A 21,238-nucleotide genomic window follows, 5' to 3' on the forward strand; every position below is an offset into this window, starting at 1 on the left:
CCTCGCTCTCCACTGGTCTCTGACTCTTTTTAGACATACTAGACGGATTTGGTTTGACATCTGGAATGCCTTGTCTTCTACGCTCAGGCACTTTCCCGTCTGCAAAGGTACTAATCCATCTTCGAATTGTCCTACTACTAACACCAAAATCTGCACTTAGTTGCTCAGTTGGCACATGATTTAACAAATGGGCCTTGACTATCATGCGTATTTCAGCCAAAGACTTGTGCTTTTTGACGTTTTTGTGCTTTAGTGCGAGTTCCTGCAACTCCAACAAATCTGAATCTTCTGTTTTCTCCATTTTTAAACGTTGTTTTTGATTCAACGTTTTTCAGGGCAAGACACTTGCATATCAGGACACAGAGGGCCTCGTGATTCCGTAAAAACTAGGCGATTCATTTGGTTGTTTGCCTTGAAATGCCTATCTTTGCACCTATAATTACTATTAACCCACGCTTATGAAGCACAATACGACACCGAGTTATAATAATCATCGTAGAGTCGAAACGGAAGAAGGAGTGAAACTAGGTCAATGAAGAAAATTGCGTGTTTATTTTTGGTATGTGTGTCTGCTGTTATGGCAGTTGCACAGGGGTATCGGAATGATTTTATTTCGCCGACTGACGGGCAACGTTCATTGATAATATGGCAATGGATGGATGGGCTTGTCAGTAAGGAGGCTATCACGAAAGATCTGGAGGCTTTCAAGGCTGCTGGACTGTCTGGCGTACAGAATTTTCAGATTGGCGGTGACCAGCAAAGCAGGGTTGGTGACCCCACCTGCGCTATCGGTTCAGAGAAATGGAAGTCTATGATGCGTTGGACGATGGATGAGTGCCAGCGTCTCGGACTCACCTTCGGTACCCACAACTGCCCCGGATGGTCATCAAGTGCCTACGGAACAGTGACACCGGAATATAGCATGCAGAAACTTGTGTTCTCAGAAACAAAGATGCCCGACACAGCTGTTGGCAAAGGCAAGAAAAAACCTATCTTTATTAGTGTCGCACTCCCTCGTCCAAAGGTTGACGAAAAATACAACTATTACGAAGACATCTGCCTCTTGGCACTTCCTGACGACAGCATTGTCATGAAGGAAAACATAATAGACCTGACACAGTATTTTGACAAGTCAACTCAGATAGCAAACATTCCTTCTGCCCTTGCCAAAGACATTTCCGGGTATAGCCTTCTGCGTTTCGGACACACGACAAACGGAAAGACCAACGAAGCACAAGCCCCTCTGTCGGGACAAGGGCTGGAGTGTGACAAGATGAACAGGGTGGCTGTAAAGGCCTTTTGGGATGCATATCCACAGATGCTCATAGACATTGCAGGACCTCATGCCGGCAAAACGTTTAATATAATAGAGATAGACAGCTATGAGGCTGGCGGTCAGGATTGGAGTGTGGTTTTGCCAGATGAGTTCTTGAAACGGAAGAAATATGACATACTGCCATACCTGCCTTACATCGTAGGGCGCAACATCATCGGCAGTAAGGAAGAGTCGGCACGATTCAAGAAAGACCTCGTAGATGTTGTCACCTCACTCTTTGCAGAAAACTATTATGGCTATATGAATCAGCTGGCACGCAAGACACCCGGTATGCAGCTGATGATAGAGCCGTACGGTACAGGCGGGCAGAAGCCATTCCAAGTGCTCGATATCAACAAGATACTCAAGGAGGCAAACAGCGCAGTCATAGCGACAGAATTCTGGGTTAAGCCCGAGACATGGGGTTGGAAAGACATGAAGCGTCATGAGCAGGTGATGAGAAATCTGCAACGCCCGTTGCTTGCCGCAGAAGCCTTTACGTGCTGGCCTCTTCACGCATGGAAAGACGACCCGCAATCCTTAAAGCCGATATGCGACAAAGCCTACTGCAATGGTGTTAACAAGATGATGCTCCATGCAGGCGCCTGCAACCCTTGGACAAATGTAGAGCCGGGAATGTCATTCGGCATCTGGGGCACACATTTCGTACCCAATCAGACATGGTGGAAAGCTGGTGGAGCACGCGCACTTTTCGACTATATGGCACGCTGTCAGTCTCTCCTGCAACGTGGTGTGCCGACGAAACAGCAATGGAAGGGAACGGACAGGTTCATGACATATCAGCGCACTGACGGAGATAATGACATACTGTTCCTCTGTAATCCTACAAACGAAAGCGTATCAGACACCATCCGGCTTGCCCCCGTTGCCAAAGGCAGGAAACTGGAGATATGGGATGCATACAATCTTACTATGCAGAAGATTGACGACAGCCCCATGATACTCTCCATAGAGCCGTACGGTTCAAGATTTATCATTATCTCAGATACAGAGACATCTTCTGAAACGCCACGTCCTGAAAACCAACTGCTAACCTCACTCCCGACCAGCGACAACAGGACAGAGATAGACAAAGGGTGGAAGGTGGCTTTTCACTATAAAGACGCTGATGACATCATTGTTGATAATGACACTCTGTTCGACTGGACGACATCCTCTGACAGCAACGTAAGGTATTTCTCAGGTACAGCGACATACAGCAATTCGTTTACCATTAAGAAGCAGAAGAAAGACGCACGCTATATCATCAGCTTAGGTCAAGTAAAAAACCTTGCCTCTGTAACCGTCAATGGCAAGCCCTTCCCCACTCTATGGAAGGCACCATTCCTATTGGATATCACCTCTGCCATTCATAAAGGCACCAACACCATAAGTATTGACGTTACCAACCTGTGGCCTAACCGCATGATAGGCGATGAGCAGGAGCCAGACGACATAGAATGGTCAGAACCCCTGACATACACCTATGCCCCAGGCAGTCCTACGGCAGGTCGTTATATGGCAAAGATTCCCGAGTGGCTGAGCAATGGCACCCCACGCCCCTCCAAAGGAAGAAAGACCGTCGGATGCTTCAAGTTCTTCACAAAAGAATCCCCCCTGCTTCCATCAGGATTGTTGGGTTCTATAGAACTATTGACTACGAAAGCAATGTGACAGGGGGACAGTAAGGAATTAACTATTTTTTGCATATAATAGTGGGTGACAATTAGGTCGGCCCACTATTTCTTTGTAACTTTGCCGTGCAAATATGAAACAGTATAATGAAGAAAAGAAATATCCTAAATATCCTAATGATAGCTACCTTGCTGCTACTGACGGCAACAGGAGTGAAGGCTGGTGAGAAGAAACGCACGTTGACCCATGAGGCTCGCAAATATACGAATGTAGAGAAGGTGAATACCGCAGAGGAAGCCCAGGCGCAGCACTTGCCCCAAGCCTATACAGGCAAGGGGGTCGTGCTGGGTGTCATAGATAGCGGTATAGACTACAATCACGCTGCCTTCCGCAACCCCACTGACGGCAAGTTGCGCATTGTGAAGGTCATAGATTTCTCGCAAAAGAATAAGAGGGTGTTCTCAACCGAACAGGAAATCATGGCGCTGACTGCAGACAAAAACGACTCACATGGCACTATGACTTCGTCTATCGCTGGAGGTTCTGACTTGGGAAATAGCCTGCAGGGTATGGCTCCTGAGGCCGACCTCATCTTGTGCGGAATGGGAGATTACATCGGTGGCGAAAACGTCAACGAGTGCATAAAAGAAATCTTCGACTACGCTACCAGTGTGGGCAAACCTGCAGTAATAAATATCAGCCTCGGAGACAATTTAGGACTGCACGATGGCAGTGATGTGACCGCCATAGCCACAGCCATACAGACAGGAAACGGCTCGAAACCAGGTCGCGCTATCATCTATGCTACAGGCAACTCTGCATCAAACTGGCAGTCAATAACAAGGAAATTCAACAGCACCAGCGAGGAACTGAAAACGGTGCTGGGTTCCAATACCTTTCCTCTCGTGGAAGAACCTACGAAGCCTGTGACCTATGATGCATATTACAGCGCCTATGCCGACGACTATCAGGACTTCATGATAGAACTGAAGGTGGTGGACACCACTAACGGTATGTTTTGTGACTGGGCAGAACATGTGAGAGATGCCAAGACTGGTGCCGTCATACCAGTAATCGATTTGAAGAAGACAGCCAGAGAGATCATCAAAAACTTAGACGGCAAAGATGCTGTATACTATAATTGGAGACTCAACTATAAGATGGACGAACCGAAATATCGTCTTGCCTTGGTGGTTAAAGCAGGAAATGCTGGACAGACCGTAAAGCTGATGTGCGACGCTGACGAAAATGGAGAGCCTTGCTTCGACGCGCCCAATTGGAACAACTACGATTTTGCCAAAGCTGGTTACACCAAAGGCAACGGCGACTTTAACTTTGGTACGGACTTTTGCGTTGATGCAGCTATCAGTGTGGGAGCCTATGTAACTCGCACCGACTGGACCAGCTACGACGGCAGCAGCCAAAGCTATTCAGAGTCGAGGCTGACAGGCAAGAAGCAGGAAATAGGCGAGATAGCCGACTTCTCCAGCTATGGCATTGATGACAACGGCCTGGCTCACCCCACAGTGTTGGCACCAGGAAAGGGCATCATTGCGGCAGCTAATAACTACGACTACACTGACTACTTCATTCAGGGGCAGCCAGGAGTGATTAATAAAGACAAAGACCTCACAACCCTATGCCCTGGGGTTATAAAGTTCGGACGCACCAACTGGTATGCACTTTCTGAAGGTACTTCTCTGGCGAGTCCTATGGTTGCGGGCATCGTGGCTCTGTGGATGCAGGCAAATCCGAACCTCACCGTCGATGAAATAAAACAGATAATGAAAGAAACCAGCATCAATGATGAGTGGACCACCAACATTAACAAGATTCCTTCTCACAACAAGACGCAGGTGGGCTATGGAAAGATAGACTGTCTGGCTGGTTTGAAGAAAATACTGAACAATACAGACATCGACGTCGTCACTAACGACAAACAACGTCATGCGACCCCTGCTACTATGTACAGCATTGATGCTCCGGTATATAACATGCTGGGACAGCAAGTGGATAAGTCGCATAAGGGTCTCGTCATCTACAAAGGCCACAAGTACGTCAACAGATAGGAAACCCCAAGACACGAATATTCTGTCGAAAACTGCAGGTGTATTTGTGTAAAAACAAAAAACACTGATTATCAGTGGCTTATCGTAGTCGATAGGGGAATCGAACCCTCGAAAACAAAAGAAAATTATAATGCTCTGTTGGTTTTCTGTTGATGGTTTGGGCTGACTCAACCATAACATGTTTGTTCTTAGGCAACCATCCTAAACATTGCTCAGTTCGAGAGGACTTTTACTAAACATAGGAGGGGTTACTTTTTGAATATAAAGATAATAAAGGTGATAGGGGACTGATAGTTTCTTTATAGTCGCTCTACCTGCTTGACGCCTTTCACGGTGCGTAGCTTCTTGACGAGTGCCTCAAGACGGGTGTTGTCGTCGATCATGAGGGTGAGGGTACCGCTGAACAGGCCGTCGTGGGAGTCGATGTTGATGCTGCGCAGGATGAGCTTCTCTTCTTTGGAGATGATGCTGGTGAGGTTGTTGACGATGCCGATGTCGTCGTTGCCAATGACGCGCAGGGTGATGGCGTACTGGCTGGAGCCCTTGCCGCTCCACTTGGCGCGCACGATGCGATAGCCGAAGCGCTTTTTCAGTTCGGGGGCGTTGGGGCAATCCTCACGGTGTATCTTGATGCCGCCGCTGATGGTGACGAAGCCGAATACAGGGTCGCCATAGATGGGCTGACAGCAGCGCGCAAGCTGGTAGTCGATGCCTTTCAGGTTGCGGTCGATGACGAGCACGTCGTCTGAGAGGTTAGAGGTAAGGGGTGAGAGGTGAGATTTCTCGAGTACGAAGTTGGCGGCACTCTCGGCGACATTGTTGCCTGTGACGGGTTGGTCGCCCTGTTGCAACTCCACATAGCGGTCAATGACGTGGTTGACGTCCAACTCGCCTGATGCTACCTGACGATAGAAGTCGCTGACCTCCTTGAAACCCAGTTTGCGGATAAGCACCTGCATGATGCTCTCGTCCATCTCCAGCTTGCGGTTCTTGAACTTGCGCTCTAAGGTCTCCTTGGCAAAGAGTCCCTCCTTGACCTGCGTCTCTTTCAGTGCCAGGCGTATCTTCGACTTGGCGCGCGAGGTCTTCACCATGTTCAGCCAGTCTTGCTTGGGCTTCTGGTTGGCGGAGGTCATGATCTCCACCTGGTCGCCACTCTGCAACTGTTGGCGCAACGAGACGACCTTGCCGTTGATGCGGGCTCCGACGCAGCTGTTGCCTATCTTGGAGTGGATATGGTAGGCGAAGTCGAGCACGGTGGCTCCCTTGGGGAACTTGTAGAGGTCGCCCTTGGGGGTGAACACGAAGACTTCGTCTTCATAGAGGTCCATCTTGAACTGGTCCATAGCCTCCATGCCGTCGCTCATCTCGAGCATGGTGCGGATGTTCGTCAGCCAGTCGTCGAGTCCCGACTCGCTCTTCACACCCTTGTAGCGCCAGTGGGCAGCCACACCGCGTTCCGCAATCTCGTCCATGCGCTCGGTGCGTATCTGTACCTCAACCCATTTCTGTTCGGGACCCAGCACGGTGATGTGCAGGCTCTCGTAGCCGTTCGACTTGGGCACACTGAGCCAGTCGCGCAGTCGCTTGGGGTTAGGCTGGTACATCGAGGTGACGAGGGCGAAGGCCTGCCAGCACTGCATCACCTCGGTGCGGTGCAGTTCTCTTACCTCTTTCCCGTCAGTCATATCTCTCGCCTCTTTCCTCTCTCCACTCACCTCTAAAATAATCCGGATGGCAAAGAGGTCGTAGACACCCTCGAAGGCGCACTTCTGCTTCTTCATCTTCTGCCAGATGCTGTGTATCGACTTGGTGCGCCCCTTGATATGGAACTTCAGACCAGCCTCCTTCAGGCGCTCGCTGACGGGCTTGATGAAGTGCTCGATATAGGCGTCGCGACTCTGCTTGGTCTCGCTGAGCTTGTCCTTGATATGGTAGTAAGCGTCGTGCTCGAGGTATTTCAGGGAGAGATCTTCCAGTTCACTCTTCAACTTGTAAAGACCTAGCTTGTGAGCCAACGGCGCATAGAGGTAGGCTGCTTCCTCGCTGACTTTCCGCTTGGCCTCCGCATGGCTGGTGTCGCGAATCTGACGCATCAGGTTGACGCGGTCGGCAATCATAATGAGGATGACACGCATGTCCTCGGCAAAGGACAGCAACAGATTACGGAAATTCTCCGACTCGATGACGGGATTCTTCTGGTAAAGCTCCTGGATGCGCTGTAGGCCGTAAAGGATGCGAGACACTGACTCGCCAAATTGACGGCGCACCTCGTCGATGGTCAGCAAACCCTGTTCCACACTGGGGCGAAGGAGCACTGCCAGTACACCGTCACGACGAAGGCCTATCTCGTTGACAACGAGTTGGGCGGTCTGAAAACCGAGTAGGATAGGGTTGAGGCCGAAGATGTTGCGGTTGACCTGTTGGCTCTCAACAGCATTCATCAACATCTTGCGCATACGTTCCTCGTCGCCTTCGATGAGTGAAGACGCAATCTGTTCGCGCACACGCTGGTATAATACCAGTGTTTCATCCTTCTCCTGCGGTGTGAATTCCAGTCTTTCTGCCATGTTTAGTGTCAATTTCACGTGCAAAGGTAGCTATTATTTATCAATTATGAGCGCTGAAATGGAGATTTTTCTCGCTTTGTGTGCCAAGAATTAAGAATTATTTGTAACTTTGCAGCCCAAATGGAAAAGATGAAGATGAAAGCTGCATTGTTCGACCTCGACGGGGTCGTGTTCAATACCGAACCACAGTACACGGTGTTTTGGGGGGAGCAGTGTCGCGAGTTTCATCCGGAGCACCCGGGACTGGAGCACGAGATAAAAGGTCAGACGCTGGTGCAGATTTATGATGCCTGGTTTGCCGGTCCGCTGGCGGAAAAACAGCAACTCATCACCTCGCGTCTGAACAAATTCGAGAAACAGATGGACTATGCATATATTGCTGGCTTCGAGGATTATATCAAGGATTTGCGCAAACAAGGCATTAAAACCGCTGTGGTGACCAGTTCGAACCAAATCAAGATGGAAGCCGTCTATCAGCACCATCCGGAATTCAAGGATTTGTTTGATGCAATTCTGACCTCAGAAGACTTCGAACGTTCAAAGCCAGATCCCGACTGTTACCTGAAAGCTGCCGAGCGCTTTGGCGTGATTCCCGAGGACTGTGTGGTCTTTGAAGACTCGTTCAATGGGCTGAAGTCGGGTAGGGCAGCAGGCATGCGTGTGGTAGGATTGGCTACGACCAACCCGGCAGAACGCATCCGTCCGCTGTGCGATGAGGTAATAAATGACTATATCAATCTTATAGGATAATCATTAATTGAATTATGGGATATTTAGTAAGTGACAATCGAAAGGTGACAACACACCGTTTTATGGAAATGAAGCAGAATGGTGAGAAGATTTCCATGCTCACCTCTTATGACTATACAATGGCTGGTATTGTGGACAAGGCTGGTATTGACGCCATCCTGGTGGGTGACTCTGCTTCAAACGTGATGGCTGGTAATGCGACGACACTGCCGATGACAGTCGACTACATGATTTATCATGCCCGTTCGGTGGTGCGTGCCGTCAACCGAGCACTGGTGGTTTGCGACATGCCTTTCGGATCGTATCAGGTGAATGCCGCAGAGGGTGTGGCCAACGCTATCCGCATCATGAAGGAGAGTGGTTGCGACGCCCTGAAGATGGAAGGCGGTGAGGAAATTCTGGACACCGTAAAGCGCATCTTGGACGCAGGAATCCCCGTGATGGCTCACCTCGGACTGACTCCGCAGTCTATCAATAAGTTCGGTACGTATGCCGTACGCGCCAAGGAACAGGCTGAGGCTGACAAGCTGATGCGCGATGCGCAGTTGCTGGATGAGGCAGGATGCTTCGGCATCACTCTCGAGAAGGTGCCTGCTCAGCTGGCTACCGAGGTGACGAAGATGGTGAAGTGTCCGACGATAGGTATCGGAGCAGGCAACGGAACGGACGGACAGGTGCTGGTCATCCCTGACATGCTGGGTATGACACAAGGCTTCTCGCCGCGTTTCCTACGCCGCTATGCCGACCTCAACACCATCATCACCGATGCGGTGGGCCACTATGTGGAAGACGTCAAGACGGGCGACTTCCCCAATGCGAACGAATCTTATTAATGGATGAATACACAGAACACCCCCGTTCATATCCGACTGTGGCATCGTGAGTTCTGGCTGATGGCTTTCAGTTCGTTGCTACTCACGATGTCGGTGTACATCCTCATCCCCATCATGCCCCAGTGGATGATGACGACGGAGAATTTCTCTGCTGAGGAAACGGGACTGGCGATGGGTGCCTTTGCCCTTGGACTCTATTTCTTCGGTGCTCCCTGTTCGTGGCTGGTGCAACACTATCGGCGTAACGTCGTGTGTATGCGTGCCATCGTGGTCGTAGCGCTCACAATGGGACTGCTATGGTATATTGACAGCCTTCGCTCGGAATTCATCGAGTTCTGGGTGGTGCTGGTTCAACGACTGGCGATGGGAGCTGCTTTCGGACTGGCTCAGATGGTGCTGTCGTCGACCTTGATTATCGACACCTGCGAGTCGTTCCAGCGTACCGAAGCCAATCACAGTGCCTCGTGGTTTGCCCGCTTTGCCCTCTCACTGGGGCCGCTGACTGGCATCCTGGTCTATATGCACTGGGGCTTTTCAGGTGTCGTCCTTTGCGCAATGGGACTTGCCGTAGCCAGTCTGTTGCTGGTAAAGATGATTTCCTTTCCCTTCCGTTCACCCGAAGAGGGTATTCATGTGATGTCGCTCGACCGCTTCTTCCTGACGCACGGCTATATCCTGTTCGTCAACTTGCTGCTGGTCACCATTGTCGTCGGTCTGTTGATGGCACAGCCGCGTGAGGCGTTGTTCTATGCCCTGATGATGGGTGGCTTCCTGCTGGCGTTGCTCTCGCAGCGTTTCGTATTCCGCGATGCCGAGCTGAAAAGCGAGGTGGTGACGGGACTCATCCTGTTGCTTGCGGCCTTGCTCATCTTGCTGGTCTATCCGACGTCTCCAGTAGCACCTGTACTCGTCGGACTGGGTGTGGGAATTATTGGGTCACGGTTCCTGCTGTTCTTTATCAAGTTGAGCCGACATTGTCAGCGAGGCACGTCGCAGAGCACTTACTTCCTGGGGTGGGAGACTGGCTTGAGCCTAGGTATCGGCATGGGCTACCTCTTCTTCAACGACCAGCCTGAAAGCCTGTTATACACGGCGCTGTCGCTGACTGTAACTGCCTTGTTGATGTATCATTTGTTCACCCACAGCTGGTTTGTACGTAACAAGAATCGCTGATAATAGGATTTATTAACGGCTAATGTTTGGAAGTCTCAAATAAAACTTGTATATTTGCACTCAGAAAATAGAGAAACAGGGGCGTGCCGGTTCGATCGGGATACTCATCAAATTAAATCGAAAACCGAGCTGACTTCTCTTGCCAATGGCGGGCCACATCTTCCTTCGGGGAGAAGCCGGAAGGCCGGTGGATTACAAAAGCGGAGAGCACTCTAATCTTGTAACACAGGAGTTTTCATCACATCACTGGGCGCCCCTTTTCTTTCTTGTTAGCATAAATTTAATCAGAAAAAGTATGTTTTCCGGAATCATCGAGGAGTTTGCTACCGTTGTAGCTATTCAAAAAGACAGAGATAATATTGACTTCACGTTGCGATGCTCATTTGTCGACGAATTAAGCATTGACCAGAGCGTGGCTCATAACGGCGTGTGCCTGACCGTTGTAAAGATAGAGAACGGCACCTATACCGTAACGGCGATGAAAGAGACGTTGGAGCGCACCAACCTCGGACTGTTGCAGGTAGGCGACAAGGTGAACGTGGAGCGCTCGATGCTGATGAATGGACGACTGGACGGACATATCGTACAGGGACATGTTGACGAGACGGCCCGCTGCACGGCAATGGAAGACGCCAATGGCTCTACGTATTTCACGTTTGAATATGAAGAAAACCGCAAAATGGCGCGTAACGGCTATTTCACGGTCGATAAAGGTTCCGTCACTGTGAACGGTGTGTCGCTGACGGTCTGCAATCCTACGTCAAACTCATTTCAGGTGGCTATCATCCCCTTCACTTTCGAACATACCAACTTCTGTGACATCCGCGTAGGGAGTGTCGTCAACATCGAGTTTGATATCCTCGGAAAGTACATCGCCCGACTCAGTCAGCTCTGATTCGTTCCTGTTCATGTTCCCGTTAACGTTCCCGTTCCCGTTCTTCATCCTCTGCTGATACCACCAAAGTGCCGTAAGGGCGATGATGGTAAGCAATGTCAGGTATGTCCAAATAGCTTTTGTCGACAGCAAGAAGGAGGCTGGTACGACTACTTCTATCGTGCGCATGTCGTAGTTCTCAGGCGACTCTAACAGGAAGGCCTTGACCTGGAACTGGTAGGTTCCGGAGGGCAGATTGCTATAGGTCGCCATGCGGTCCTTGCCGGCATTCTGCCAGTCTTCGTCGTATCCCTCCAACTTATACTGATAGTGGACGCGGTGTTGCAACTGGTAGTTAAGCGCCGCAAAGCGGAAACTGAATTCACCGTCTTGCTGGAGCAACTTGACACTCTTGCTCTCAGGGACATAGTAGTCGTAAGCCTGTCCTGGCTGACGGGGCGTCTGTACGACACCGTCGACCAGGAAATCGGTGATGCGCAGTTTCAACAGCGATCCCGTCTTGGTCATCAGTTTCTTGCGGTCTACGGTATAGTATCCGTTAAGCGTTCCGAAAAGAATGTTGCCGTTGGACAGGGTGATGGCGGCTCCTTCCGAGGTCATTGTGTCGTCGACACCTTCGAGGTTGGAGAAGGTGGAGATGATCTTCTTTTTCGGGTCGAACGAGCAAAGGGTGTGATCGGTGGCGAACCAGACGTTCCCCTTGTCGTCGAAGGTGATGCTGAAGATTTCTTCAGAGGGAAGTCCCTGCTCGATGCCGTAGTTCTCGAACTGCCAGATTCCCTTCTCATCTTTCGTTGTGGTGCGACTCAGTCCTCCACTATTTGAACCTACCCACATCACGCCTTGATTGTCGCGGGCCAGACAGACGATGTCGTTACTCATCAGTCCTCTCTCCATCTCCTCTGGAGTCTCCAGGGGTTCGATTACGACATTGTTGTTGCGTATCTCCATGATGAGGATGCCGTCGGTAGTTCCTGCCCAAATCTTACCCTCGTTGTCCATAGCAATGGTGCGCACCTTCCTATAGGTGTCGTGGGGGTAGTGTTTCATCACGTTCTTGGCATGTAGGGCGATGTAGCGTCCATTCTTGTCCTTGCGGAGCACGTTGACACCTCCTCCGTAGGTTGCCACCCAAATGTTGCCTTGGCGGTCTTCTACGGTTAGGTAGGCGCTGTTGGCACTGAGCGAGTAGGGGTCTTTGTCGTTATGTCGGAAGTTGATGATGTCGTATCCGCTTCCCGTGGGCATTATCTTGTAGACTCCGTTGTCCTTGTCGCTGACCCAGTAGTTGCCTTGTGCGTCCCCCGAGATGCCGTAGGGACGGCTGAGGGGTTGTCCCTTGGAGTCGTGTGTGATGATGTTTTTCAGGTTCATGTTACCATCGAATACGAAGATATGTCCGCTCTTGTTGCCCAGCAATGTCACGTTACGTTTCTTGTCGTGATACATGGCACGTATCTCGTTGGCAAGTGTCGAGGTGGCTTCGTTGACTAGGAAGGAACGGGGGATAGTGCGCTTCAGTACCTCCAACTTCTCCAGTCCGCGGCGGATGGTCGATTCCCAGATGACGCCTTCGTTCATCTCCAGTCTGGCATTGACGGTGTTTGACAAGTTCCAAGGGTTCACGGGGTCGTTGTGGAAATAATTGACCTCGTCAGTCTCACGGTCGTAGTATCCGTAGCCTCCGTGGTTCATTCTGACCCATACGACACCCAGAGACTCACCGAATTCGGCACCGCGACTGGTGAACTCAGGAGCCGTTAAGCGTTGGGTGAAGAATTTGACGTCGCCCGTCTTAGGGTTCAGTCGGTAGGCTCCGTCACCCAGGTCGGAGAACCAGATGAGTCCGTGACTGTCGACATACAGTCCGGTAATCTCTCTGCCAAAGTCCTTGACCAGTGTGGGCTCCTGTCCGTAGGAGAACTGTAGTATCTTACCTGATTTGGTACCGACGAAGATGTTGTATCCGTTGGTGGCCAGACGGGTGATGTGCTCCTCTTCGAAATAGCCCTTACGCTCTAATGACAGGTTGGACATGTTGATGCGGTGAACACCCTTGTCGGTGCCAACCCAGATATCGTTGCGGTACCCTTCTACTACGGCGTTAACACGTAGATTTCCAGTTGATATCAAATCTTGCTTAAATCCATTTCTATCTAACCGTAGCTTGTAGAGTCCAATGTCGTCGTAGGAAATTAGTACGTCGCTCGTTGAGGTGACGTACGGTGTGAAGAAGTAGTCTACGTGGTATTGCTCGTGGCCGCTGATACCCTCCAGCGGGTCTTCTATGCGGTCCGTCTTGCGGTTGATGACGAACATGCGTCCGTCGTACATCTTGAGCCAGACATTCTGTGCCTGGTCAATAATCATGGCGTCCACACGATTGTGGAGACCTCTGATGCCGCTGGCTACTCCTGTCTTGTAGTTGTAGAAGTGATAGCCATCGAAACGTGAAATGCCGTTCCAGGTGGATATCCACAGATAGCCGTAGTCGTCGCATGTCAGGTTGGCAATGGCGTTGCTGGGCAGTCCGTCTTCTGTTGAGTAATGAGATAGGGAGGCTTGCAAATGCTGTGCTCTCAGGTCATGAGGACCTGAAAGCAACAGCAACGCAAGTGTTATTAGTAGTTTTGTTTTGAAGTAGGTTCTTGTCATGTTTGTTGCTTAATAAGCAAACAGCGGGTACTGTTTCATGCGCTCGTTGACACGCTTGCGCACACTGCTGATGACCTGCTCGTTCTCGGGATCATTGAGCACTTCTTCTATCAGTGCTGCAATCTCCACCATCAGGTCTTCCTTTGCACCACGAGTAGTGATGGCTGGAGTTCCGAGACGGATACCAGATGTCTGGAATGCAGAGCGACTGTCGAAGGGCACCATATTCTTGTTTACCGTAATGTCGGCAGCTACCAAAGCGTTCTCAGCCACCTTACCTGTCAGTTCAGGATACTTCGAGCGCAGGTCAACCAACATAGAGTGGTTGTCGGTACCACCGCTAACGATGGTGAATCCGCGCTTGATGAGCTCGTCGGCCAGTACCTTGGCATTCTTCTGTACCTGTTTGGCCCATTCCTTGAATTCGGGTTTCAGTGCTTCACCGAAGGCAACTGCTTTAGCAGCAATGACATGTTCCAGAGGACCGCCCTGCTGTCCAGGGAATACTGCAGAGTTGAGCAGCTGTGACATCATCTTCGTGACACCCTTTGGCGTCTTTAGACCCCAGGGGTTTTCGAAGTCCTTGCCCATCAGGATGATACCACCGCGAGGACCACGCAGGGTCTTGTGGGTCGTTGAGGTGACAATGTGGGCATATTTCAGCGGGTTGTCCAGCAGTCCGGCAGCAATCAGTCCGGCTGGGTGGGCCATATCAATCATCAACAGGGCACCTACCTTGTCTGCTATCTCACGCATGCGCTTGTAGTCCCACTCGCGGCTATATGCCGAGCCTCCGCCGATAATCAGCTTGGGTTTGTTCTCCAAAGCCAGACGCTCCATCTCATCATAGTCTACGCGACCAGTCTCCTTATTCAGGTTATAGCCTACGGGCTTGTACAAGATTCCCGATGTATTGACCAAAGAACCGTGTGAGAGGTGACCACCGTGATCAAGGTTCAGACCCATGAAGGTGTCGCCGGGTTTCAGTACGGTCAGCAGCACGGCAGCATTGGCCTGTGCACCAGAGTGGGGCTGTACGTTGGCGTATTCTGCACCGAACAGCTTGCAGACGCGGTCGATAGCCAGTTGCTCAACCTTGTCGACAACCTGGCATCCTCCGTAGTAGCGGTGGCCGGGATATCCCTCGGCATATTTGTTGGTCAAATACGATCCCATAGCCTCCATGACCTGGTCGCTTACAAAGTTCTCACTGGCAATCAGCTCAATGCCTTTCAGTTGGCGCTGGTGCTCTTGTTCAATCAACTCGAAAATCTCGTTGTCTCTTTCCATTGTTTTAACTTATCAGTTTGGTTTTACGTGTATACGATGTTGCAAAGGTACGAATAAGTGAGTAAAATACCAAGAGAAATCTTTGTTTTTTACACTAATTCTACCTTATTAATATCTTGTTCCTTTTCGCAATAGTGGCAAGTCAGTGTGTTGCCTTCTACGTGGAAGTGGGTTGCCATCGGCTCGTTGTTGGTAATGCACTTGGGGTTGTTGCACTTTACAATGCCGATAATTTCGTTAGGTGTTTCCACGGTTTTCTTCTCTACCACCTCATAGTCTCTGATGATGCTCAGGATAACCTTCGGGGACACTACCGACAGGCGTGATATCTCGTCGTCGGTGAAGAACTTGTCAGACACCTTGATGATGCCTTTGTTGCCTACCTTCTGCGAGGGGTAGTTGATACCGATGGTTACTGGAGTCTTGAGGTTGAAGAGTCCGAGCAGACTGGCTACCTCGTAGGTCTTGTCTGCCGGTATGTGATCAATGACGGTGCCGTGCTCAATGGCGGCTACCAGGCGTTCTTTCTTATTCATGCGATAATGGTTTTGTCGTTTTTAACTTCGTCCAGTGAGATGCCTAATACATCGCAGAAGATGGCTTCGCGGGCAAACAGTCCGTTGCCGGCCTGTTGGATGTAGTAGGCGTGTGGGTTCTCGTCCACGTCGTAGGCTATCTCGTTGACGCGAGGCAGCGGGTGCAGTATCTTCATGTTGGGCTTAGCCAGTCGCAGCATGTCGTTGTTCAGGATGTATACGTTCTTCACGCGTTCGTATTCCATCAGGTCGCTGAACCTTTCCTTTTGTACGCGCGTCATATATAAGATGTCGGCATCGGCGATCACCTTTTCATTGAATGCCGTGTGCTCCTGATATTGAATGCCGTGTTCCTTGCAGTACAACTTGTACTCGTTGGGCATTGCCAATTCCTTGGGGGCTACGAAGTGGAAGGTGGGATTAAAGTGGCGCATAGCCATAATCAGCGAGTGTACAGTACGACCGTATTTCAAGTCGCCTACCAGGTAGATGTTCAGGTTCTCCAGCGTCCCCTGGGTCTTGTAGATGGAGTATAAGTCAAGCATGCACTGTGAGGGATGCTGGTGGGCTCCGTCGCCCGCATTGACGATGGGCACGTCGGTAACCTCAGAGGCATATTGTGCGGCGCCCTCGATATAGTGGCGCATTACGATGACGTCGGCATAGTTGGCAACCATCGAGATGGTGTCTTTCAGCGTTTCGCCCTTTGTGCCGCTTGTGATTTTCGGGTCGGCAAATCCGATGACACGAGCCCCCAATCGGTTGGCGGCAGTCTCAAAACTCAGTCTGGTACGGGTAGAGGGTTCAAAGAACAAAGTAGCCACCACCTTCCCCTTTAGCAGTTCACGGTTGGGGTGGCGTTCAAACTCCTGAGCCATCTCAATCATGTAGAGAATTTTCTCACGGGTGAGATTGGCTATCGTCACAAAATCATGCTTTTCCATCCTTGTTGAAAATTTAATGGGCTTTAAAAGTCAGTGCAAATTTACACATAATTTCTGATTTAAATGCGATAATTGAAAAGAATTTTGTAATTTTGCACTCAACTAGTAAAGAAAAAAGACATAAACAATGAGAAAAATATTCGTTCGGACCTTGTGGACGCTGATTATTCTGGGCGTCTTGGCGGCGGCAGGTGCCTTCTATGCCATCTATGAGGGATGGATAGGCTATATGCCACCTATTGAGGACTTGCAGAACCCAATCAACCGCTTTGCCACACAGGTATATTCAGCCGACGGCAAAGTGCTGGGTACCTGGAACTACAACCGTGAGAACCGTGTGGTTGTAGACTACACCCAGTTATCGCCTTCGCTCATCAAGGCGCTGGTGGCTACCGAGGATGCCCGTTTCTACGACCATTCGGGTATCGATTTCATCGCATTGGGACGTGCCGTCGTCAAGCGTGGTCTGTTGGGACAGAAGAGTGCCGGTGGTGGTTCTACCATCACCCAGCAGTTGGCTAAGCAGCTCTATTCCGGTACGGCGCACAGCGTGATGGAGCGCATGTTGCAGAAGCCGATAGAGTGGGTGATAGCCGTTAAGTTGGAGCGTAACTATACAAAGGATGAGATTATCGCCATGTATCTCAACTACTTCGATTTTCTCCACAATGCGGTAGGTATAAAGACGGCTTCGAACACTTATTTCAGTAAGGATCCTAAGGACCTCACCGTCACAGAGTCCGCTGTGCTCATCGGCTTGTGTAAAAACCCCTCCTATTTCAATCCTGTCCGCCATCCGGACCGTAGTCTTGAGCGTCGTAACGTGGTGCTCCACCAAATGGCCAAGGAGGGTTATCTGACTCAGGAAGAATACGAGAAATATTCTGCTGAGCCTTTGAACCTCAAATTCCATGTTGCCGACCATAAGGACGGACTGGCTACCTATTTCCGCGATTTCCTTCGTCGTTATATGATGGCTAACGAGCCCAACCGTTCCGATTATCCGTCGTGGAATATGGTGAAGTATCATATCGACTCGCTCAACTGGGAGAACGATCCCCTCTACGGGTGGTGCAACAAGAACAGGAAACGCAGCGGCGAGACTTATAATGTCTATACTGACGGACTGAAAGTGTATACCACCATCGACTCACGTATGCAAGAATATGCCGAGAAAGCCGTCTACGAGCATGTTGCGAAGTATCTCCAACCCGCCTTCACCAAGGAAAAACGAGGCCGGAGCACAGGCCCGTTCTCAGGAAGCCTCTCCGTCGACCAGGTGAACAAAATCCTGATGCGCTCCGTTCGTCAGTGTGACCGCTATCGGGTGATGAAGGCCGCCGGTGCTTCCGAGGATGACATCATGAAGGCTTTCCATACCAAGACCGAGATGTCCGTCTTTACCTATCATGGTGAGATAGACACTGTGATGACACCGCTCGACTCCATCCGCTACTACAAGACATTCCTTCGCTCGGGCTTTATGAGCATGTGTCCGCAGAACGGACATGTGAAGGCCTATGTCGGAGGTCTTGACTTCACCCACTTCGCCTACGATATGGTGATGGACGGACGCCGCCAGGTGGGTTCTACCATCAAGCCGTTCCTGTACTCGCTGGCAATGGAAAACGGTTTCTCACCTTGCGACTTGGCACCTAACGTACAACAGACCTATATGGTGGCAGGTCAGCCTTGGACTCCACGTAATGCAAGCAAGGCGCGCTATGGTGATATGGTTACTTTGAAGTGGGGATTGCAGCAGTCTAACAACTGGATATCTGCCTATCTGATGAGCAAGCTCAGTCCGCAGGCTTTTGTCACCCTTCTTCATGAATATGGCATCCGCAATCCGGAGATTCATCCCTCTATGGCGTTATGCCTTGGTCCGTGTGAGATTACCGTGGGCGAGATGGTCAGTGCCTATACGGTCTTCGTCAATCACGGCATCCGTGCTGCACACATGTTCGTCACTAAGATTGAGGACAACGAGGGCAACCTCATCGCCCAGTTCCAGCCTCGTATGAATGAGGTCATCAGCGAGGAAAGTGCCAACAAGATGCTTTATATGCTGAAAGCCGTCGTTGACGGTGGTACGGGTGGACGTCTGCGCTATCGCTATGGTTTCAAGGGCGAGTTGGGTGGTAAGACCGGTACGACCAACAACAACAGTGACGCGTGGTTCATGGGACTCACTCCGACGCTTGTAAGCGGTGTGTGGGTAGGCGGTGACGACCGAGACATCCACTTCGACTCTATGGCTATGGGACAGGGAGCCACGATGGCACTTCCCGTCTTCGCTCTTTATATGCAGCGTGTCTATGCCGACAAGCACCTAGGCTATAATCCCAATGCTGTCTTCGATATGCCGGAAGGCTATAACCCTTGTGTCATTGACGAATCGGGGCTGCAGGATGCCAGTGATGGCGTCTCTATCGAGGATATCTTCGAATAGTCCTTGTCTTGCTGCTCATGAATCAATTGTTCGATGGTATGTTTGACCTAATAGATGCTACTGGGACAGGTCGTAAAAGTGACCCCCGTATGCGTAACGTTGAAGCTGAGATGATACGGAGTCATGAATTATGTCTGAAAATATCGTCTAAGAAGCCCACAGATCCTGATTATAAGAGTCTGCTGGAAGAACTGTTCCAACGTGAGATAGATGATAGTGTCGCGATTGTTTCTCCTTTCTATTGTGATTGCGGGTGTAGGATAACAATCGGGAAAAATGTGACCATCAACAAAGGAGCAACGATACTCTCTCCTGGTAAGGTGGTGATAGAGGACAACGTACTGATAGCACCCGAGGTTAAGATTACAACGGTTGATCACGACTTGTACGACAGGCACAACCTTTTCCATTTCGGACAGGTGACGATAAAAGAGAATGCGTGGATATGCATCGGTGCCATTATCTGTCCAGGAGTGACCATTGGCAGAAATGCCGTCGTTGCTGCAGGAGCAGTGGTGACAAAAGATGTGCCTGACAATGTGGTGGTGGGCGGTATACCTGCCCGAATCATCAAGCAGATTGTTCTGCAAAAATGAGGTAATATCAAAATAAAAAGGTATGCAAAAGATTTATGATTTCAAGGCTTTTTCAAGCAGAGGTAAGGAGATTGATTTCTCACAGTTTGAAGGTAAGGTATTGCTGATTGTCAACACTGCCAGCAAGTGTGGTTTCACCCCTCAGTTCGCAGGACTGGAGGAGTTGAACCAGAAATACAAGGATAAGGGTCTCGTCATTATCGGATTCCCCTGCAACCAGTTCAAGGAGCAGGATCCAGAGGGTGACGCAAAGATTGAAGAATTCTGCCAACTGAACTATGGTGTAACCTTCCAGATTATGAGGAAGGGTGATGTCAACGGTTCCGATGCCCAGCCTATCTTTGAGTATCTGAAGGCACAGGCACCCTCTGAAGAGTACAAGGGACTGAAGGCAAAGGCTACCCGTACTCTGCTGAAGACCCTGAGCAAGAGTGTTGAGAAAGACAGTGATATTCTGTGGAATTTCACCAAGTTCCTGATTTCGAAGGATGGTGAGACCATCAAGCGTTTTGCGCCCACTGCAGAACCCAAGGACTTCGAGAAGGATATTGAGGAAATGCTTGGCTAATAGAATAGACAAATATGCACGCAGAGTAGGTATTATGAGTATGATAGACCAGATTATCGACTTTAATAAAAGTTTCGTAGAGCAAAAAGTCTACGAAAAGTATCTGACGGACAAGTATCCTGACAAGAAACTGGCCGTCCTGTCGTGTATGGACACCAGACTTACCGAACTGCTCCCTGCAGCCCTCGGTCTGAAGAATGGCGATGCCAAGATTATCAAGAACGCTGGAGGCTTGGTGATTTCTGCCTTTGACTCTGCCATGCGTAGCCTTATCGTAGCTATTTACGAGTTAGGTGTGGAGGAAATCATGGTGGTGGCACACTCGCATTGCGGAGCCTGCCACATGAGCTACGACCACTTCCATCATGAGATGATAGCCCGTGGTGTGACGGATGAGACACTCGACACCATCCGCAAGTGTGGCATCGACCTCGACCAGTGGTTGGAGGGCTTTAAGGACACACCGACCTCCGTCCGTAAGACCGTAGAGACCATCAAGACTCATCCGTTGGTGCCGAAGGACATCATGGTTCGTGGGTTTATTATTGATTCAGAGACTGGCGCATTAGAAGAAATCCTATGAAGTACATTGCTTATATATTCGTATTTGTAGCCTTGCTTTTATGCTCATGCGGTTCCAAAGGCACAAATGGTTCACAGAGCAAGATAACAGCAGATATGGCTTTCGAGGGTGTGAACAACTATTGCCATAAGGAATATGACTGGAGTGTGGCAAAGGACAACCCAGACATCATGTATGTACAAATGGGTGAAGAGACGGACTCAGCGTATCAAGTTGTATTCCGCAGCTATACTGGTGCGTTTGTGCATTTCTATGTCAATAAGACAAGTGGCACAACAAGAATGGTGGAGAAAGTGCCTTCACTCAATGTCGAGGAGGAAACAGGAACCTTTAAACTATTTGATTACTTAGAGAAACAATAATCTGAGTAAGAC

Annotated in this window: 16 protein-coding genes and 1 pseudogene; 11 read left to right on the top strand and 6 right to left on the bottom strand. The window is 50.1% G+C overall.

Annotation, left to right across the window (positions count from 1 at the left end):
* Positions 1-325, bottom strand: a 325-nt coding sequence (locus BLU47_RS01560; RefSeq protein ID WP_143025421.1) for a helix-turn-helix domain-containing protein, incomplete at its 3' end; no start/stop codon positions are given.
* Positions 326-577: 252 nt separating this feature from the next.
* On the opposite strand from BLU47_RS01560, the gene BLU47_RS01565 reads away from it, so the two are divergent.
* A complete protein-coding gene (locus BLU47_RS01565; protein ID WP_176780407.1) occupies positions 578-2,989 on the top strand; it encodes a glycosyl hydrolase in 2,412 nt (803 codons plus the stop codon).
* A 107-nt stretch (positions 2,990-3,096) separates the two neighbouring features.
* Positions 3,097-5,019: a S8 family serine peptidase gene (locus BLU47_RS01570; RefSeq protein WP_091957522.1), complete on the top strand. Its 1,923-nt coding sequence runs from the start codon at positions 3,097-3,099 to the stop codon at positions 5,017-5,019.
* Positions 5,020-5,318: 299 nt separating this feature from the next.
* Here the strand turns inward: BLU47_RS01570 and BLU47_RS01575 are convergent, their stop codons facing one another.
* Positions 5,319-7,589 carry a RelA/SpoT family protein gene (locus BLU47_RS01575; RefSeq protein WP_091957526.1) on the bottom strand — a complete coding sequence of 757 codons (2,271 nt, stop codon included), beginning with the start codon at positions 7,587-7,589 and terminating at the stop codon, positions 5,319-5,321.
* 120 nt (positions 7,590-7,709) lie between these two features.
* Here BLU47_RS01575 and BLU47_RS01580 point away from each other — a divergent pair, with 120 nt between their 5' ends.
* The 4 genes from BLU47_RS01580 (at position 7,710) to BLU47_RS15030 (ending at position 11,240) form a co-directional block, all read left to right on the top strand.
* The gene (locus BLU47_RS01580; protein ID WP_091957529.1) at positions 7,710-8,339 is read left to right on the top strand and encodes an HAD family hydrolase; all 630 of its coding nucleotides are present in this window, start codon (positions 7,710-7,712) and stop codon (positions 8,337-8,339) included.
* A gap of 14 nt (positions 8,340-8,353) precedes the next feature.
* Positions 8,354-9,172: a 3-methyl-2-oxobutanoate hydroxymethyltransferase gene (panB, locus tag BLU47_RS01585; RefSeq protein WP_369796948.1), complete on the top strand. Its 819-nt coding sequence runs from the start codon at positions 8,354-8,356 to the stop codon at positions 9,170-9,172.
* A 3-nt stretch (positions 9,173-9,175) separates the two neighbouring features.
* Positions 9,176-10,345: an MFS transporter gene (locus tag BLU47_RS01590; protein ID WP_091957534.1), complete on the top strand. Its 1,170-nt coding sequence runs from the start codon at positions 9,176-9,178 to the stop codon at positions 10,343-10,345.
* A 295-nt stretch (positions 10,346-10,640) separates the two neighbouring features.
* Positions 10,641-11,240, top strand: coding sequence for a riboflavin synthase (locus BLU47_RS15030; RefSeq protein ID WP_091957536.1), 600 nt, complete (start codon positions 10,641-10,643; stop codon positions 11,238-11,240).
* Positions 11,241-11,396: 156 nt separating this feature from the next.
* Here the strand turns inward: BLU47_RS15030 and BLU47_RS15245 are convergent.
* From BLU47_RS15245 to pyrB, 4 genes and pseudogenes are all read right to left on the bottom strand, one after another.
* Positions 11,397-13,895, bottom strand: a pseudogene (locus BLU47_RS15245) (two-component regulator propeller domain-containing protein); the annotation flags it as partial.
* Positions 13,896-13,904: 9 nt separating this feature from the next.
* Entirely contained in the window at positions 13,905-15,185 is a 1,281-nt protein-coding gene (gene glyA / locus BLU47_RS01605) for a serine hydroxymethyltransferase (RefSeq protein WP_091957542.1), read from the bottom strand.
* A gap of 89 nt (positions 15,186-15,274) precedes the next feature.
* Positions 15,275-15,721 (bottom strand): aspartate carbamoyltransferase regulatory subunit, encoded by a 447-nt coding sequence (locus tag BLU47_RS01610; RefSeq protein WP_091957546.1) that lies wholly within the window; start codon positions 15,719-15,721, stop codon positions 15,275-15,277.
* Positions 15,718-16,665 (bottom strand): aspartate carbamoyltransferase, encoded by a 948-nt coding sequence (gene pyrB / locus BLU47_RS01615; RefSeq protein WP_091957549.1) that lies wholly within the window; start codon positions 16,663-16,665, stop codon positions 15,718-15,720. Before pyrB ends, BLU47_RS01610 begins: the two co-directional genes overlap by 4 nt.
* Positions 16,666-16,792: 127 nt before the next feature.
* Between pyrB and BLU47_RS01620 the strand changes: the two genes are divergently transcribed.
* The 5 genes from BLU47_RS01620 to BLU47_RS01640 are packed head-to-tail and all read left to right on the top strand — an operon-like array spanning position 16,793 to position 21,226.
* Positions 16,793-19,117, top strand: a complete 2,325-nt coding sequence (locus BLU47_RS01620; RefSeq protein WP_091957552.1) for a transglycosylase domain-containing protein — start codon at positions 16,793-16,795, stop codon at positions 19,115-19,117.
* 17 nt (positions 19,118-19,134) lie between these two features.
* Positions 19,135-19,713 carry an LbetaH domain-containing protein gene (locus tag BLU47_RS01625; RefSeq protein ID WP_091957554.1) on the top strand — a complete coding sequence of 193 codons (579 nt, stop codon included), beginning with the start codon at positions 19,135-19,137 and terminating at the stop codon, positions 19,711-19,713.
* Positions 19,714-19,735: 22 nt separating this feature from the next.
* The gene (locus BLU47_RS01630) at positions 19,736-20,281 is read left to right on the top strand and encodes a glutathione peroxidase (protein WP_091957557.1); all 546 of its coding nucleotides are present in this window, start codon (positions 19,736-19,738) and stop codon (positions 20,279-20,281) included.
* Positions 20,282-20,321: 40 nt separating this feature from the next.
* Positions 20,322-20,864, top strand: a complete 543-nt coding sequence (locus BLU47_RS01635) for a beta-class carbonic anhydrase (RefSeq protein WP_091957559.1) — start codon at positions 20,322-20,324, stop codon at positions 20,862-20,864.
* Complete coding sequence (locus tag BLU47_RS01640) at positions 20,861-21,226, top strand: hypothetical protein (RefSeq protein ID WP_091957562.1); 366 nt, start codon at positions 20,861-20,863, stop codon at positions 21,224-21,226. The genes BLU47_RS01635 and BLU47_RS01640 overlap by 4 nt, the downstream gene beginning before the upstream one ends.
* The last annotated feature ends 12 nt before the right edge of the window (positions 21,227-21,238 follow it).

The organism is Prevotella sp. tc2-28 (assembly GCF_900107705.1).
GTDB lineage: Bacteria > Bacteroidota > Bacteroidia > Bacteroidales > Bacteroidaceae > Prevotella.